At 63.0% G+C, this 15,756-nt stretch carries 12 protein-coding genes and 1 tRNA gene; 10 read left to right on the plus strand and 3 right to left on the minus strand.

What is annotated here, in order from left to right; translation table 11 throughout:
- The first annotated feature begins 6 nt into the window (after nt 1-6).
- The 7 genes from IVB07_RS17040 (at nt 7) to IVB07_RS17070 (ending at nt 7,059) form a co-directional block, all read left to right on the plus strand.
- Entirely contained in the window at nt 7-1,083 is a 1,077-nt protein-coding gene (locus IVB07_RS17040; protein ID WP_247362558.1) for a nitronate monooxygenase family protein, read from the plus strand.
- Between the two features lie 178 nt (nt 1,084-1,261).
- The gene (gatC, locus tag IVB07_RS17045) at nt 1,262-1,549 is read left to right on the plus strand and encodes an Asp-tRNA(Asn)/Glu-tRNA(Gln) amidotransferase subunit GatC (RefSeq protein WP_007603335.1); all 288 of its coding nucleotides are present in this window, start codon (nt 1,262-1,264) and stop codon (nt 1,547-1,549) included.
- Nucleotides 1,550-1,628: 79 nt separating this feature from the next.
- Nucleotides 1,629-1,841, plus strand: coding sequence for a hypothetical protein (locus IVB07_RS17050; protein WP_007611210.1), 213 nt, complete (start codon nt 1,629-1,631; stop codon nt 1,839-1,841).
- Nucleotides 1,838-3,313 carry an Asp-tRNA(Asn)/Glu-tRNA(Gln) amidotransferase subunit GatA gene (gatA, locus tag IVB07_RS17055; protein WP_247362561.1) on the plus strand — a complete coding sequence of 492 codons (1,476 nt, stop codon included), beginning with the start codon at nt 1,838-1,840 and terminating at the stop codon, nt 3,311-3,313. Before IVB07_RS17050 ends, gatA begins: the two co-directional genes overlap by 4 nt.
- A complete protein-coding gene (locus tag IVB07_RS17060; RefSeq protein WP_247362563.1) occupies nt 3,304-3,606 on the plus strand; it encodes a hypothetical protein in 303 nt (100 codons plus the stop codon). Before gatA ends, IVB07_RS17060 begins: the two co-directional genes overlap by 10 nt.
- Entirely contained in the window at nt 3,603-5,087 is a 1,485-nt protein-coding gene (gatB, locus tag IVB07_RS17065) for an Asp-tRNA(Asn)/Glu-tRNA(Gln) amidotransferase subunit GatB (RefSeq protein WP_247362565.1), read from the plus strand. The genes IVB07_RS17060 and gatB overlap by 4 nt, the downstream gene beginning before the upstream one ends.
- A 1,705-nt stretch (nt 5,088-6,792) precedes the next feature.
- Nucleotides 6,793-7,059 (plus strand): hypothetical protein, encoded by a 267-nt coding sequence (locus IVB07_RS17070; RefSeq protein WP_085351418.1) that lies wholly within the window; start codon nt 6,793-6,795, stop codon nt 7,057-7,059.
- A 287-nt stretch (nt 7,060-7,346) separates the two neighbouring features.
- On the opposite strand, the gene IVB07_RS17075 is transcribed toward IVB07_RS17070, so the two are convergent.
- Nucleotides 7,347-7,439 (minus strand) — tRNA-Ser (locus tag IVB07_RS17075).
- A 1,325-nt stretch (nt 7,440-8,764) separates the two neighbouring features.
- Between IVB07_RS17075 and IVB07_RS17080 the strand changes: the two genes are divergently transcribed.
- Nucleotides 8,765-10,336: a porin gene (locus IVB07_RS17080; protein WP_018458418.1), complete on the plus strand. Its 1,572-nt coding sequence runs from the start codon at nt 8,765-8,767 to the stop codon at nt 10,334-10,336.
- Between the two features lie 318 nt (nt 10,337-10,654).
- Here the strand turns inward: IVB07_RS17080 and IVB07_RS17085 are convergent, their stop codons facing one another.
- Both IVB07_RS17085 and IVB07_RS17090 read right to left on the minus strand, forming a co-directional pair.
- Entirely contained in the window at nt 10,655-11,473 is an 819-nt protein-coding gene (locus tag IVB07_RS17085) for a YkgJ family cysteine cluster protein (RefSeq protein ID WP_247298797.1), read from the minus strand.
- A 201-nt stretch (nt 11,474-11,674) separates the two neighbouring features.
- Nucleotides 11,675-14,068, minus strand: a complete 2,394-nt coding sequence (locus tag IVB07_RS17090) for a lytic transglycosylase domain-containing protein (protein WP_247362567.1) — start codon at nt 14,066-14,068, stop codon at nt 11,675-11,677.
- A 294-nt stretch (nt 14,069-14,362) separates the two neighbouring features.
- Here IVB07_RS17090 and dapA point away from each other — a divergent pair, with 294 nt between their 5' ends.
- Both dapA and mscL read left to right on the plus strand, forming a co-directional pair.
- Nucleotides 14,363-15,253 carry a 4-hydroxy-tetrahydrodipicolinate synthase gene (gene dapA / locus IVB07_RS17095; protein WP_007603384.1) on the plus strand — a complete coding sequence of 297 codons (891 nt, stop codon included), beginning with the start codon at nt 14,363-14,365 and terminating at the stop codon, nt 15,251-15,253.
- A 25-nt stretch (nt 15,254-15,278) separates the two neighbouring features.
- Nucleotides 15,279-15,722, plus strand: a complete 444-nt coding sequence (gene mscL / locus IVB07_RS17100; RefSeq protein WP_018458414.1) for a large conductance mechanosensitive channel protein MscL — start codon at nt 15,279-15,281, stop codon at nt 15,720-15,722.
- Nucleotides 15,723-15,756: the final 34 nt, after the last annotated feature.

Below are 15,756 nucleotides of genomic sequence, written 5' to 3' on the forward strand. Positions count from 1 at the left end.
ACAACCATGTGGCCGAACCGTCGATTGATCGATCTCTTCAAGACCGAATTCCCGATCGTGCTGGCCCCGATGGCCGGCGTGATGGACGCGGAGCTGGTGATCGCCGTTGCGCAAGGCGGGGGCCTCGGCTCGCTGCCGAGCGCGATGCTGTCGCCGGAGAAAGCGCGCGAGCAGGTCAACATCATCCGGCAGCGCGTCTCCGCGCCGGTCAACATGAACTTCTTCTGCCACATACCGGTCGAGCTCACGGCCGAGGCGGAGGCGCGCTGGAAGCAGCGCCTCGCGGGCTACTACAATGAGCATGGCCTCGATCCCGCCGCACCCATCAATGCCGCGAACCGCGCGCCGTTCGACGCCGGCTTCTGCGAGGTCGTGGAGGAGCTGAAGCCGGAGATCGTCAGCTTCCATTTCGGTCTGCCCGAGGCCGCGCTGCTCAAGCGGGTCAAGGCGGCAGGATGTCTCGTCATCTCGTCGGCGACCACTGTGAGGGAAGCGGTCTGGCTCGAGCAGCACGGCGCTGACGCGGTGATCGCACAAGGCGCGGAGGCCGGCGGCCATCGCGGCATGTTCCTGACCGACAAGGTCTCTGAACAGCCCGGCACCTTTGCGCTCGTGCCGCAGGTGGTCGACGCGGTGAAGGTCCCGGTGATTGCGGCCGGCGGCGTTGCGGATGGCCGCGGCATTGCAGCCGCCTTCGCGCTCGGTGCGGCCGGCGTGCAGATCGGAAGTGCCTATCTGCGCTGCCCGGAATCCAAGGTCAGTGCGGCGGCCCGTGCGGCGCTCGCCGAGGGACGGGATGATTCCACCGTCATTACCAATGTCATGACCGGGCGGCCGGCGCGCGGCGTCCAAAACCGCCTGATGCGCGAGGCCGGCCCGATTTCGCCGGACGCGCCGCCATTTCCCCACGCCGCAACGGCGCTGGGACCGCTCAAGGCTGCGGCCGAGAAGCAGGGCAGGGTGGATTTCACCAATCTCTGGGCCGGGCAGGCGATCGGCCTGGGCCGCGAGGTCCCGGCAGCTGAACTGACCCGCGATCTCGCCAAATCGGCGCTTGCCCGGATGAAGGCGTTGGCCGGATAGGTCCCTAAAGCGCGATGAGCTTCGGGCGAAGCCTGATCGTGCTTTTGGTTCTTGTTTGCGCATGATCTTTTCGGAAAACCGCTTCATACTTTTCCGGATCATGCGCTGGCGCCGGTTGCGGCGCAAAAGCGGCCTCTGCTATACGGCACATAGGTTTTGCCGTGAGAGGCCTTATATAATGTCCGTCGACGCCGCTACCGTCCGCCGCATCGCGCATCTGGCGCGCATTGCGGTTTCCGAGGGCGAGGTTCCGCATCTGCAGGGCGAGCTCAACGCCATGCTCGCCTTTGTCGAGCAGCTCTCGGAGGTCAATGTCGAGGGCGTGGAGCCCATGACCTCGGTCACCCCGATGCAGATGAAAAAGCGGCAGGATTTGGTCAATGACGGCGAGATCGCCGACGATATCGTTGCCAACGCGCCCGCGACCGAAGGCCACTTCTTCCTGGTGCCGAAGGTTGTTGAGTAATTTACGTAGCGTTTTCGAGCGAAGTGGAAGCCGGTTCGCGTAAAGAAAACGCGTCAAAAGAGTCTCAGGACGAAGTCCGATGTGCATGCTTTGCGACGACGAGAAGGCCTATCAGGCTTACATGAACTATCTCGACAAGATGGAGCGGCAGGGCAAGGCTGCCGACCCCAACGTCGCCGTCAATGCCGTGCTCGACGAGATCGAGGCGGCTGCGAAAGCGGCCGCCAAGAAAGACGACCCGGCCAACGACAAATCCCTGTCTCCGTTCTTCTGCAGCCCGATCAATAAATGACCGATTTGACATCGCTGACGCTCGCGGAGGCCCGCAAGGGCCTCGCGGCAAAGACTTTCACGTCCCTCGAGCTGACCGACGCGCATCTGAACGCGATCGAAGCCGCGCGCGTGCTCAATGCTTTCGTCATGGAGACGCCCGACCGCGCGCGCGACATGGCGAAGGCCGTCGACGAGAAGATCGCCAAGGGTGACGCGGGGCCGCTCGCCGGCATTCCGCTCGGGATCAAGGACCTGTTCGCGACCAAGGGCGTGCGCACCACGGCGTGCTCGAAAATCCTCGACAACTTCGTGCCGACTTACGAGTCCACCATCACCTCGCAGCTCTGGCGCGACGGCGCGGTGATGCTGGGCAAGCTCAACAATGACGAGTTCGCGATGGGCTCGTCGAACGAGACCTCGTGCTTCGGCCCGGTCGGCAATCCCTGGCGGCGTGATGGCTCCAACACGACGCTGGTGCCGGGCGGCTCGTCTGGCGGCTCGGCCTCCGCCGTGGCGGCTCTGCTCTGCATGGGCGCGACCGCGACCGACACCGGCGGCTCGATCCGCCAGCCGGCGGCGTTCACCGCGACCGTCGGCATCAAGCCAACCTATGGCCGCTGCTCGCGCTGGGGCATCGTCGCCTTTGCCTCCTCGCTGGACCAGGCTGGTCCGATCGCGCGCAGCACGCGCGATGCCGCGATGCTGCTGCGCTCGATGGCTGGCCACGATCCCAAGGACACGACCTCGGTCGACATGGCCGTGCCGGACTACGAGGCCGCGATCGGCAAGTCCGTGAAGGGCATGAAGATCGGCATTCCCAAGGAATACCGTCTCGACGGCATGCCGGCCGAGATCGAAAACCTTTGGGAAGCGGGCGCGGCCTGGCTGAAAGCGGCCGGGGCCGAGCTCGTCGAAGTGTCACTGCCGCACACCAAATACGCGCTGCCGGCCTATTACATCGTGGCGCCGGCGGAGGCGTCCTCCAATCTCGCGCGCTATGACGGCGTGCGCTTCGGCCTGCGCGAGCAGGGCCGGAACATCAACGAACTCTACGAGAACACCCGTGCAGAAGGTTTTGGCGCGGAGGTGAAGCGCCGCGTCATGATCGGCACCTACGTGCTCTCGGCCGGCTATTATGACGCCTATTATTTGCGCGCCCAGAAGGTGCGCACGCTGATCAAGAAGGACTTTGAGGATTGCTTCGCCAAGGGCGTCGACGCGATCCTGACGCCGGCGACGCCGTCGGCGGCCTTCGGCATCGGCGAGAAGGGTGGCGCGGACCCCGTCGAGATGTACCTCAACGACATCTTCACGGTGACCGTGAACATGGCGGGCCTGCCGGGCATCGCTGTGCCCGCCGGCAAGGATGCGCAGGGCCTGCCGCTCGGCCTGCAGCTGATCGGCCGTCCCTTCGACGAGGAGACGCTGTTCTCGCTCGGCGAGGTGATCGAGCAGGCCGCCGGCCGCTTCACGCCGGCCAAATGGTGGTGAGCATGGCGGCGTATATCGCCAGCCTCGACGGCGCCGCGCCGGCGCCGGACCTCAGCGCTCCACTTGCCGCACTATGGTGGGCCGCCAAGGGCGACTGGGACCAGGCGCACAAGATCGTCCAGGACGAGAGCGGCCGCGCGGCCGCTTGGGTGCACGCCTATCTGCACCGGGTCGAGGGCGACCTCGGCAACGCCGGCTATTGGTACCGCCAGGCCGGCCAGCCCGTGGCAACGGATTCATTACAGGCAGAGTGGGAGCGGATCGCTGCCACGCTGCTCGGGAGCAAGCCATGAACGCACCTGCCGCACCCCACAAACTTCTCAAGGGCTCAACCGGTGACTGGGAGATGGTCATCGGCCTGGAGGTCCACGCTCAGGTGACGTCGAACGCGAAGCTGTTCTCCGGCGCCTCCACCGCATTCGGCGGCGAGCCGAACTCGCATGTGTCGCTGGTCGACGCGGCGATGCCGGGCATGCTGCCTGTGATCAATGAGGAATGCGTCAGACAAGCTGTCCGGACCGGCCTCGGGCTGAACGCGCAGATCAATCTGCGCTCGGTGTTCGATCGCAAGAACTATTTCTATCCAGACTCGCCGCAGGGCTACCAGATCAGCCAGTACAAGTCGCCGATCGTCGGCGAAGGCGAGGTCGTGGTCGAACTGGACGGCGGCAAGACCGCCACCATCGGCATCGAGCGGCTGCATCTGGAACAGGACGCCGGCAAATTGCTGCACGATCAGTCGCCGACCATGTCCTATGTCGATCTCAACCGCTGCGGCGTAGCGCTGATGGAGATCGTGTCGAAACCCGACATCCGCGATGCCGAGCAGGCCAAGGCCTATGTGACCAAGCTGCGCTCGATCCTGCGCTATCTCGGCACCTGCGACGGCGACATGGAGAAGGGATCCTTGCGCGCCGACGTCAACGTCTCCGTGCGCAAGCCCGGCGCGCCGCTGGGCACCCGCTGCGAGATCAAGAACATGAACTCGATCAATTTCATCGGCCAGGCGATCGAGTACGAGGCCCGGCGCCAGATCGAAATCCTCGAGGACGGCGGCGCGATCGACCAGGAGACCCGGCTCTACGACCCCAACAAGGGCGAGACGCGGTCGATGCGGTCCAAGGAAGAGGCGCACGACTATCGCTACTTCCCCGATCCCGACCTGCTGCCGCTGGAGTTTTCGCAAAGCTTCGTCGACGAGTTGAAGGCTGAGCTGCCCGAGCTGCCGGACCAGAAGAAGACGCGCTTCGTCGCGGATCTCGGCCTGTCGGCCTACGACGCCAGCGTGCTGGTCGCCGAGCGCGAGAGTGCCGTGTTCTACGAGACCGTGTTGGAGAAACTCGCCAACCGCGCGCGCGACGGCAAGGTCGCCGCGAACTGGGTGATCAACGAGCTGTTCGGTCGTCTCAACAAGGAAGGCCGGGATATTACGGACTCTCCGGTCGATGCCGCACAGCTCTCAGGGATCATCGACCTGATCGGCGAGGGTACGATCTCCGGCAAGATCGCCAAGGATCTGTTCGAGATCGTCTGGCAGGAGGGCGGCGATCCCCGCGCACTGGTCGAAAGCCGCGGCATGAAGCAGGTCACGGATCTTTCGGCGATCGAAAAGGTTGTCGACGACATCATCGCGGCCAATCCCGACAAGGCGGCGCAGGTCAAGGACAAGCCGCAGTCACTCGGCTGGTTCGTCGGCCAGGTGATGAAGGCATCCGGCGGCAAGGCCAACCCGCAGAGCGTCAACGAGCTGCTCAAGTCCAAGCTCGGCATCTGACCTCGCGCGTTCGAACGAGGTGACGGACAGGCGTCGTCACCTCGCTTTCGGTTCGCGATGCGACGCTCGCGCACATCCTCTGCGACGAACTTCATCCCGATCGAACGCGACACGCCGACCGAATCGCCGTCACGCGATTCGCGCAAAACGGCGACTTGCACGCGCTCTGACGAGCGCTCGCGCCGTTAATCATGAAAATATTTTCGTTGCCAAAAGTCGCGACTCAGAGTCCGCGAAGCGCCTTCGCGAGGCGCTCGGGCGATCGGCAGGATGCATCATTGCAACGATCGTGCGCGATGCACGCGTGCAAGAAAATACTTGCTGCATAGTGTTTTTCTACAATCGCATCTTCTGCAAACGTCGATGCCGCGGGCACTCTCTGCGATCGCAAGCACACCTCATGCAGTCCGTTTGCATCGCGTTCGCCAGCGCAGGCGCGTTTCGCCGTCAACACTTCTTTAAGCGAGACGCTGTTTTTTTCGTTGTGTTGGTGTATTCGGGATGAGTGTGCACTCGATCCCCGACTGCATGCAGCGATTAAGCCATCTCACACATCGGAGGGCAACATGGCCAAGAAAGCTAAGAAGGCAAAGAAGGCGAAGAAGGCGAAGAGCGCAGTGAAGAAGACTGCGAAGAAGACCCGCAAGGTCGCCAAGAAGAAGTAACTTCGCTTTTTGAAGTTGCCGGCTCCTAGAGAGCCGGCACGTCATCAGCGCCTCTCAAAAGGTTCTGGTCGACGATAGAGGGTGTCGGCGAGACATCAGGTCAACGGTCGGATTGTTCTCTTCGCGGGTTCGCTCGCTAAGCCCGGTCCGGCAGAAGAAACAAGTTTTCTTCGTTCGGTGCGGCTCTCCGTAAGGGGCTCCGCAATTTCACAGGCGGCCTTCGGCCAACGTGGAATCTGGTCCTGACGTGTTCGCCGACGCCCTCGTTCTCATGAGGCCGGGGTATTGCCGGCATTCCCATATCCCGACATCGTTGATCTGACCGCGATGTGGCCGTTCTGCCCTTGAGCAGTCAGGGTTGTCGCATATGACGTCAGCGGCGCCTGAGCGAGCACCTCGTCCTTCGAGAGGACCGCTTAGCGGTCCCCTCCGGATGAGGCTCGGCTGCATCCATCTACGTTGATGCTGCCGCATCCTCATCCCTCATCCTGAGGGCCCGCCGCAGGCGGGCGTCTCGAAGGATGGCCGCAGTCGAGCTTCCAGCCATATACTTCTTCATATGCGCGCCCTGCTTGAGCAGGGAGGCTGCAGCGCAATTGCAGGCAGTTCGCGCACCTCTTCTCCATTCGCGGTGTCATCGCCCGGCTCCGACCGGGCGATCCAGTACCCCGCAGCTTCTCGTGGGACCATTGCTGTCTCTGGAATACGGTGACGACAGCAGGCGGGGACACCACAGGACGCGCGTCACCGTGCGCAATGGTTATCGTTCTCCCAAAATCCCAAGGTAAACCGAATCTGACGAATTGCAGAAGTCCCTGCAAAATAGGGATTTCCTGCATTTGTCGTGCGCGCCTGGCGCGGGCGCGTTTACGTCTGCTTCATCGCGATACTTAAACTGCCATTCAAATTTGCCCGCCATCATTACCTCCAACAAGCCGGCAAACGGCACGGGCAAAAAGCCTCGGGGATGAGTTGAACAGTTGATCGGACGGGAGCCGCGCTCGGGGTACGAGACGGCATAAGAAAAAAGGGGATGCGTTATGTTTCAGGGTACTTTCGATCTGGAGACCGCGACGCCGATCGACGCAGGCGCGCTGTCGGACGTGCTGTTCGAGCGCGGCCTCTATTGGGCGAGCGGACGCGCCGGCCTCGTTGATCTCGTCGCCGCGCACAAATGGTTCAACCTCGCCGCGCTCAAGGGCCGCAAGGACGCCGTGACGCTGCGCCAGGAGGTCGCCGGGCAGATGTCGGACGCCGACATCTCGGCCGCCCAGCGCGAGGCGAGGGCCTGGGTCTCCGCCCACTGAGCGGTGAATCACGTCCCGGCGGTCGCAGGCGAACCTGATTTTCGCTAATCGGGTTCCCTCGTGGTCCGCCATCCGGGATTCCGAGCGGCGTGAGCGATCTCGACGAGATGACTGGGCGCAGATCAGAGGCGGCGGATTCAGATCGCGCCCTTGCACTATGATCTGGGATACTTCGACCCGGAGCAGAAAACCCTGCAACCTCTCGACAACCCGTTCGGCACGAGGCTGTCACCCATGTCTTAGGTACGTTCCGTTACCCATGTCTTCGGGCCGGACAAGCTGCGGAGTGGCGGAGAGGGAGGGATTCGAACCCTCGATACAGCTTGAGACCGTATGACGCTTTAGCAAAGCGTTGCCTTCAGCCACTCGGCCACCTCTCCGGTGCGAGCCTTATGCATCTAATTACTTGGGCTGGTCAATTTGGAAGCGTGTGTTTTTGCTCGAATATTCCCAGCGAATTCCGAAACCAGGCGGTTTGCTCTCGGGCCGAGAACGTAACGCCGCGATAACGGACGCCAAGCTGGAGGTTCTGGCGCTTGTATTAAGAGTGGTTCTGGCGCGCATAAAGGCTCCCTTCATCCATATAAACGATTGATTTCGCTTTCAAATTGGATCGGATGGCCCGCGTGTGGGACGACTGCCTTCGTCGCCGACCGCCTCTATCAAGTGATTCATTTGCAAGCGATTGATTTGATTGTCTCTTCCGCGATTCGCCACAAACTATGAGCGGTGATTGCCCTCAGATCGGCCGACGGGGCCCCGTGTCAGGGCTGCGGGAAGGGCGCTCTCACTATTAGTCGGGATAACTCGCTCGCCGGCCGAGGATCTGCCCCGTCGCGCCAGGCGTCGCCGCAACCAGGGAGGGCCTTGTCTGGCGATTTCTCTTTCCGTGGAAACGGCTTTGGAAATCAAAGCAGGGATGATCTGGCACGCTGTTTCATTCTTCAACTGTCAGGACTCCGCCGCTACGGATCTCATCTTACAATAGTCAGGACGTAGAGCATCCAGCTGGGTAGCTCACTGCGAGATATCGATAGGCAATATCCCGACCGCTTCGAGACGTACGCGTTTTCAATCGGTCCTGACGACAACAGCGATCTCCGCAAGCCGCTCGAAAAGTCATTCATCGCTTTGTCGATTGCGAGACAAGCTCGACGGTGAAGTCCTGCAAGCGATCGACGATGCGCAGATCGATATTTTGTCGATCTTGCAGCCGCTTGATGGTCAGGCCAGCCAGTTCCCGAAGGACTGGCGCACGGCGAGTCCCTGGTTGATTCCACGATTCGGGCGCCCCAGACCCACAGCGAGGCGTCTCCACGGATGTGAGGGGCTGGTGCCGGAACTTTTGATGGCAGATGAAGCCTGTCGAAAAAGATCAGCAGATTCAAAGTGTTACAAAGTCGCCCTGATCACATCTGCGTGTTATTTGTGCAACACCCGCCGGAAAACACGCTCGATCGGCCGGTTCTGAAGCGTTCTGTTGTTGTGTGTGCAAGGGGGTTCGGTAATTGTGACTGAGCGACGGAGGGGGGCATCCCGAGGTCGTCCCGTCTTAGGTGGTTCGCTTAAGTCCCTCGCGTTCAGCGGGTGTGTCCGAAGGCGCGAAGCGACTAAGCGGTGATTTTAAGGGACAAGGGAACCAACCTTAGGGTGTCTTCACCCAGCGGATCCGGAACCTTCCCTATGGCAAACTTGGAGGTTTAACATGAAGTTGGTTAAGAGCCTTTTGCTCGGTTCCGCGGCGGGTCTGCTCGCTGTTGGCGGAGCGCAGGCAGCCGATCTCCCCGTGAAGGCCAAAGCGGTCGAATACGTGAAGATCTGCTCCCTGTATGGTGCGGGTTTCTACTACATCCCCGGCACTGATACTTGCATCAAGCTGGGTGGTTATCTGCGCGCTGAAGTCGCGCTGAACACCAACTCTGACTTCAGCGGTCAGCTCACGTCGAACAACGGCGCGCGCAACCGTCTGACGAACTACTACACCATGCGCGCTCGTGAAGATCTCAACATCGACACGCGCACCGCGACCGAGTACGGCGTCGTCCGTACCTTCTTCGACGGCGTGTTCTCCTGGACCACCGGCAACTACGCCGGCACCGGCAGCGCGACCGGCACCACCGCCTACAGCAGCACGCTGGCGCTCAACACCTCGGGTGCGGCCCCGGCTCTCGTTGGTTCGTCGATCAACGGCACCGACGGCGCGACCTCCGGCGGTTCGCTCGGCGTGTACTACGCCTTCATCCAGTTCGCTGGCTTCACCATGGGTAAGGCCGTGTCGCAGTTCGACGCGCCCTGGACCAACTATCCCGGCAACAACTTCGACAGCCTCGTCGGCGGTTCCGGCACGGTCACTGGTGTCAACCAGTTCAGCTACACTGCTGACTTCGGTCAGGGCGTGACGGCGTCGTTCTCGGCGGAAGATCGGGCGGCCTACTATGATGCCGGCAACCTGAACATGACGGGCGCGAGTGCGGCCGGCATTGTTGGCGGTTCGTATGGCTCCAACGCCATCGGCGGCACGCGTTCGCCGAACCTCGTCGGTATGGTCCGTGTCGACCAGGCTTGGGGTCTGTTCCAGGCGTCGGTCGCTGCGCATGACAACCACGTTGCCTACTACGGCGCCACCGAGCCGACTGGCCATCCCGACGACAAGTGGGGTTGGGCTGCTCAGCTCGCTCTGTCGATCAAGAACATCCCGACTGGCGCGGGTGACGTGATCAACATCCAGGGCGTCTACACCGACGGCGCATCCCGCTACAACTTCCAGAACCTGGCGGGCGGCAGCTACTCGATGTTCGGCAGCTCCGGCGTTGCCTACCAGAGCGTCGGCTTCGCCGTCGCTCCGGACACCGTGTTCGTCACCGGTTCCTCACAGGAGACTGTGAAGACCTGGGGCTTCCGTGGTGCCTACACCCACAACTGGGATCCATACTGGAACACCGCGATCTACGGTGCCTACGCTCAGGCACAGTTCGGCTCGCTGGCTAAGACCACAATCTGCGGCGCAGGCGGTGCTGGCGGCGTGTTCGGCGGTCTCGCTGGTGTGACGGGTTGTAATCCTGACTTCGCCATCGGCCAGGTCGGTGTTATCACCCGCTGGACCCCGGTCAAGAACCTGACGTTCTCGGCCGACCTCTCCTGGACCCATCTGGACCAGAAGTACGCTGGTACGGTTGCTGTTGCTCCGTCCGGTGTCACAGCCAAGCCGGCCACTGTGTACGAGCTGAAGGATCAGGACACGCTCGTTCTGCTCCTCCGCGCTCAGCGCAACTGGTAAGTTCGGTCTAACGACCTGACAGAGAGCCCCGGCGGGAAACCGCCGGGGCTTTTTTTTGTACCAGGCGGACCACGGATCTCCGACATGTTCTGAAGAACGAGTGGAGTGTGGAATGATGAGTAGCTTTGGGTGATCAAGAGCTGGGTTCGGATCGCGCGATCAAGTCCACTTCAGCCGCCGCGGCAAGAGGCGGAGTCGCCGGCAGGTCCTTGAGATTCATGGCCACCACGGCGTCCAACGTGGTCTGCCCGTCTCGACCGCAACCAGCGCGAGTCGAGCGGCATAGAGCGAACTAGGCCGCGTCGACGACGTCGGAGTTCAGGCGTGGTGCGACAGCCGTAGAAGAGCCGGCCGATAGGGGGCTTGCGGATCGTCGTCCTCATTCGAGGGAATTGTGCAGGAGCCGAATTCCTGTCTGATCCGCTCGATCTCGGCGATGCGCTCGTGCAGCCGCTGCAGATGCTCCGGGGATTTCGCCCGCCAGAATCGAAATGTGTCGGCGGTGAGCGGCAGGAACGCGGTGCCGAACAGCGTCGGCTCCGGAACGACGGTTCGCCCGAGCAGCAGGAACCGCTCGGCACCGGAGACGACGAGGGTCGCGTAGCCGCGGTTTCCGATCCTCTTGATGCCATTCAGCGACCATTCGGCGAGCTTGCTGAAATAGGGCTCCTCCCGCCAGCGATCGGGGCAATGGTCATCGACGGTAACGTTGACCGCGTCCTGGCTGAAATGCACGATGATGCCCGATTTCGCCGGAAACCAGTCGTCATCCAGATGGCCCTGCAGCCAGGCGCAGACGAAGGACCGGCACATCTGCGGACGGCGCTCGTAGATGGTGCATCCAGTGCCCGTCTGCCAATGCCTGCACAGCTGGTTCACCGGCTTGTCGACGGCCGCCACTTCGAGGATATCGCAGCAGGCATTGCACGAGCCGCATTGCCGGGCTGGCTGGGCTGTCCTCGTCGGGCTGGTTCCGCGAAAACCCTGCCCGTCGCGGACCAGCAGCTTCTGCTTTTCCAGCGCATTCAACGCACGTTCGATTTTGAGACGAGATAGTCCCGTGGCGTCGATCACACCCTTCATCGTCGTCGCGCCTGCCTCTACTGCACGGGCGACGCTCAACATTGCCTGATCCATGTTTGTAGTTCTTTTCTTCTCTTATTGCGGCGCGCCCGATCCGCCCTGCACGATCTTCTCGTTCAGCTTCTCACCGTACGGTCTGGAGCACTCCGGCCCATGTTGATGGCCCCGCCTCAAACGCCGGGAGCTGACCGTGTTACCCCCTCGCGCGGATACCTTGTTATCGGATCGCCGCAAGCGAGTCTCATAGGCACGCCGCTATTCCACGCTGCCGGCGCCACGGCGCAAATCAGCCTCGATCTGCAACCGGGTGCCGCCGCCGAAGCGGGCGCGGTAGACCTGAAGGTTCTCCATGATCCGCTGCACATAGTTGCGCGTCTCGGAGAACGGGATCAGCTCGACCCAGTCGACCGCGTCGACCTTGGGGTCACGCGGATCGCCGTAGCGGTCGATCCACTTCTTCACACTGCCGCGGCCGGCATTGTAAGCGGCGAAGGTCATGATGTAGGAGCCGCGATAGTCTTCGAGCAGTCCACCGAGCTCGGCCGAGCCGAGCGTGGCGTTGTAGGCCGAATCGTTCTTCAGACGCCCCAGATCGTAGGTGCCGCCGTGCCGCTTGCAGACATAGCGCGCAGCGTCCGGCGTCACCTGCATCAGCCCATAGGCCTGCGCCGGCGAGACGACCGAGGGATTGAAGGCGCTCTCCTGCCGCGCGATGGCGTAGATGATGCTGCGCTCGACCTCGGGTCCGATCGGCGTGAATTGCGGAATGCCGTTGACGGGATAGGCATAGAAATCGAACGGCAGCCCGCGATTGAGCGCGGCCTTGCCGAGCAGCAGCATGCCGCGCGCGTCGCTGTGGCGCTGGGTGAGCTCGCCGAGGCCGGCTAGCGCTTCGGGATCGCCGTTCTCGCCCATGTCGGCGAGCAACGGTATCACCATCTCGCGCTCGTCGAGCTCGTAGAGCAGCTGCGCGGCGCGCACGATCTCCAGCCGTTCGGCACCGCGGCTGCGCGGCTGAGCGTTGAGCTCGATCTGCGGCAGGCCGAGCTTGGCGCGTGCGAGCTGGCCGTAATAGCTGGTGGATTGCTCGGCGGCCCGCGCGTAGGCGTTGCGCGCCTCCTGGTGGCGGCCTGCAGCTTCGGCGGCGCGGCCCTGCCAATAGCCGGCGCGCGCCAGCGTGGTCGGATTGACGCTGCCGATCCCGATGCGGGCAAAGTGCTGGGTGGCGGCCGCGGGATCGTTGAGGAAGCGCAGCGCGATCCAGCCGGCGGTGAACTCTTGCTCGGTCTTGTAGATGTCGCGCGAGGGCAGGGCCGCATCGCGCGCGATCAGATAGGCGCTGCGGAATTCCTCGGTGTCGATCATCTTGCGCGCCAGGAGGCGCCGTTCGATCCACCATTCGTCGAGATTGTAGAGCCGGCCCGGATCCTTCGGTGCCGACAGCATGAGCTGGGCGGCTTCCGCAAATTTCTCCTCGCGGCGCAGCAGCTGGATCTTGCTGAAGATGAAGCCCGGATCGCCGTGCAGCTCGCGCGGCACGGCTTCGAGCAGCGCACGAGCGTTCGGCGCTTTCTTGAGGGAGGCGATGCGGGCTTTGGCGAGTGCGACATAGCCGGCCCCGAGGCGCTTTGCAGCCCGCAATGCGGCCTCGTTCTCGCTGCCGTAGAGCAGCGTATCCATCCGCGCCTTCTGATCGCCGGGCGTCAGCAGCGCGCCGAACTGGTCGAGTGCGTTGTTTTCGGTCTCTTCCGACATCGGGTCGCTGCGCCAGGCATCGCGCACCAGACGTTCGGCGTTGGCACGGTCGCCGCGCGCCAGCATCGCCTTGGCGAGCGTGAAGCGGCCCTTGGCGGACACGGGGGATTCGTTCTCGAACCACGACCACGCGACCTGGTCGTCGCGCCTGTCGTCCCACATCGCGGCCTCTAGGCGCCGGCGCAGGAAGGTCTGCGAGGGCCAGCTCGGATTGGCGGACAGGAAGGCGCGGTAGCGCTCCACAGTCGCGCCATTGTCCTCGCTGCGAAGGATGATCCATTCCGCGAGTTTTCGCGCGACCGGATCCGAGATCGTGGCCGCGGCACTGGTGGCGTCGCCCGCCTTGCGCTTGCGCACGAGCTCGATCACGGTCTCCAGCGTGTCCTTGTCGGCTTGCGGCGTCGAGGAGGTCGCAGCAACCGCAGCCGGTGTGACCGGCTTGCGCGGGGCGGCATGCTGGCGGGTCGCCGGAGCCAGGACAGGAGCCGCGACGGGCTTGGCGGAGGCCGGGGCGGTCGGTCTGACGATGGCCGTTGCTGCCGGTGCGGGTGCGGTCTTCGGGACCGAGCCGCCAGCGGCCGGCTGAGGTTTCGGCGCGACAGCCGCAGGCTTCAGCTTGTCCTTCGCAGGTTCCTTGGCTGCGTTCTTGCCAGCATCCTTGCCAGCGTCCTTGGCAGGCTTCTTCGCGGCATCCTTGGCGGGTGGACTGGTCGGGCCCTTGCTTGCGCCCTTGGCGGCGTCCTTCGAAATGTCCTTGCCGGTTCCCTTGGACGCCCCCTTCGCGGTGTCCTTGGCGGCTGGCTTTGCGATTTCCTTCGCGGTTTCCTTCACGGTCTCCGCGGTTGTTTCATTGGATTTGGCCCAGGCGGCGCAGCCGGCCGACGGCCCTGCCATCAGGCACACGACCAGACAGATGGATCGCCATGCGGCGCGCGGAAAGGAGATCACGGCGTTTCGTCGCCCCGAATCAGTCAATTGGCTCAAGACCTAGCTGTACAAGATCTGGCTATATTTGATTGAATATGCGGACAAAATACCAACAGCCGCTTACCTTTGCCGGGTTTGCACCACCACCGCGGCAAAATCGCGGCCTAAACCCGTGCGTCACACGGAAGCGGGTCTTTTACCGGCGGGATAGACCCGATATGAATGCGGCTTGCTCGAGATCGCCGCGTACGGAGGAAGTCCATGGCAGCCAAGACGAAATTCCGGGGATCGTTCACCGCCTTGGTCACGCCGTTCAAGAACGGCTCGCTGGACGAGGCGGCGTTCCGCTCGCTGGTCAACTGGCAGATTTCGGAGGGCACCAACGGCCTGGTCCCGGTCGGCACCACCGGCGAGAGCCCGACGCTGAGCCATGACGAGCACAAGAAGGTCGTCGAATGGTGCATCGAGGAAGCGAAAGGCCGCGTGCCTGTCGTCGCCGGCGCCGGCTCCAACTCGACCAAGGAGGCGATCGAGCTCGCCCAGCACGCTGAAAAGGCGGGCGCCAACGCGGTTCTGGTCGTGACGCCCTACTACAACAAGCCGACCCAGGAAGGCATGTACCAGCACTTCAAGGCGATCAACGACGCGATCGGGATTCCGATCATCATCTACAACATCCCGCCGCGTTCCGTGATCGACATGTCGGTCGACACCATGGCGCGGCTGTGGGAGCTGAAGAACATCGCCGGCGTCAAGGACGCCACTGCCAGCATGGTTCGCGTCTCGCAGCAGCGCGCAGCAATGGGCGAGGACTTCAACCAGCTCTCCGGCGAGGATGCGACCATCCTGGGTTACATGGCCCATGGCGGCCATGGCTGCATCTCGGTGACCTCGAACGTCGCGCCGCGGCTCTGCTCCGAGTTCCAGGCCGCCTGGGCGAAGGGCGACCATGCCACCGCGCTGAAGCTGCACGACAAGCTGATGCCGCTGCACAACAACCTCTTCATCGAGAGCAATCCGGCGCCGATCAAGTACGCGCTGTCGCTGCTCGGCAAGCTGGACGAGACGTTGCGGCTGCCGATGGTGCCGGTCACCGAGCCGACCCGCGTTGCCGTGCGCAGCGCAATGGTTCATGCCGGCCTCATCAACTGACGCGCTGGCCGATCGGGGAGCTTTCATGGCGATCGAGGAAAGAGGCACGCGGATGCTCAGGGAGTTCCGCGAGTTCGCCATGAAGGGCAACGTCGTTGACCTCGCGGTCGGCGTCATCATCGGCGCGGCCTTCGGCGCCATCGTCACATCGCTGGTGGGCGACGTGATCATGCCGATCATCGGTGCGGCCACCGGCGGTCTCGACTTCTCGAACTACTTCACGCCGCTTTCGAGCAAGGTCACCGCCGCAAATCTCGCGGACGCGAAAAAGCAGGGCGCCGTCTTGGCTTGGGGCAACTTCCTCACGCTGACGATCAACTTCATCATCATTGCCTTCGTGCTGTTCCTGGTGATCCGTGCCATGAACAAGTTGAAGCGCAAGGACGAGGCGGAGCCTGCCGCTCCGCCGAAGCCGTCGGCCGAGGTCGAGCTGCTGACCGAGATCCGCGATCTCCTCAAGAAGTCTTGACGCGCGGGCTTCATCCAAACTGTTAGCGTCCTCG

The organism is Bradyrhizobium sp. 172 (assembly GCF_023101065.1).
GTDB classification, from domain to species: domain Bacteria; phylum Pseudomonadota; class Alphaproteobacteria; order Rhizobiales; family Xanthobacteraceae; genus Bradyrhizobium; species Bradyrhizobium canariense_D.